Origin of the sequence: Mesorhizobium sp. M7A.F.Ca.MR.148.00.0.0 (assembly GCF_003997735.1) — a bacterium.
GTDB lineage: Bacteria > Pseudomonadota > Alphaproteobacteria > Rhizobiales > Rhizobiaceae > Mesorhizobium.
The window spans coordinates 1-292 of the sequence record NZ_RZTB01000520.1 but is presented as its reverse complement, the minus strand read 5'-3'; the positions used below and the strand labels follow the sequence as shown (position 1 = coordinate 292).

General features: G+C 59.2%; 1 pseudogene. It reads left to right on the top strand.

Annotated features, from left to right (window positions below):
• Positions 1-292, top strand: a pseudogene (locus tag EOB49_RS35180) (ABC transporter permease); the annotation flags it as partial.

Here is a 292-nt window from a genome sequence, read left to right as displayed (position 1 = left end):
GCTGTGGCAGAATGACCAACTGATCGCAGCGACCTGGAACAGCGTCGAGATCGCGATCATCACCACGATCATCAGCGTCGTGCTCGGCTCGGCGGCATCACTGGCGCTCTATCGCTACGAATTTCGCGGCAAGAAGTTCCTGCAGGCGCTTTTGTTTCCGCCGATCGCCATACCGTGGCTGATCACCGGCACGGCGATGCTGATTTTTTTCTTCGGCGTCGGTATCGGTCGTGGCCTGCATGCGATCCTGCTCGGCCATGTCGCATTGGCGCTGCCCTATGTCATCGTCGTC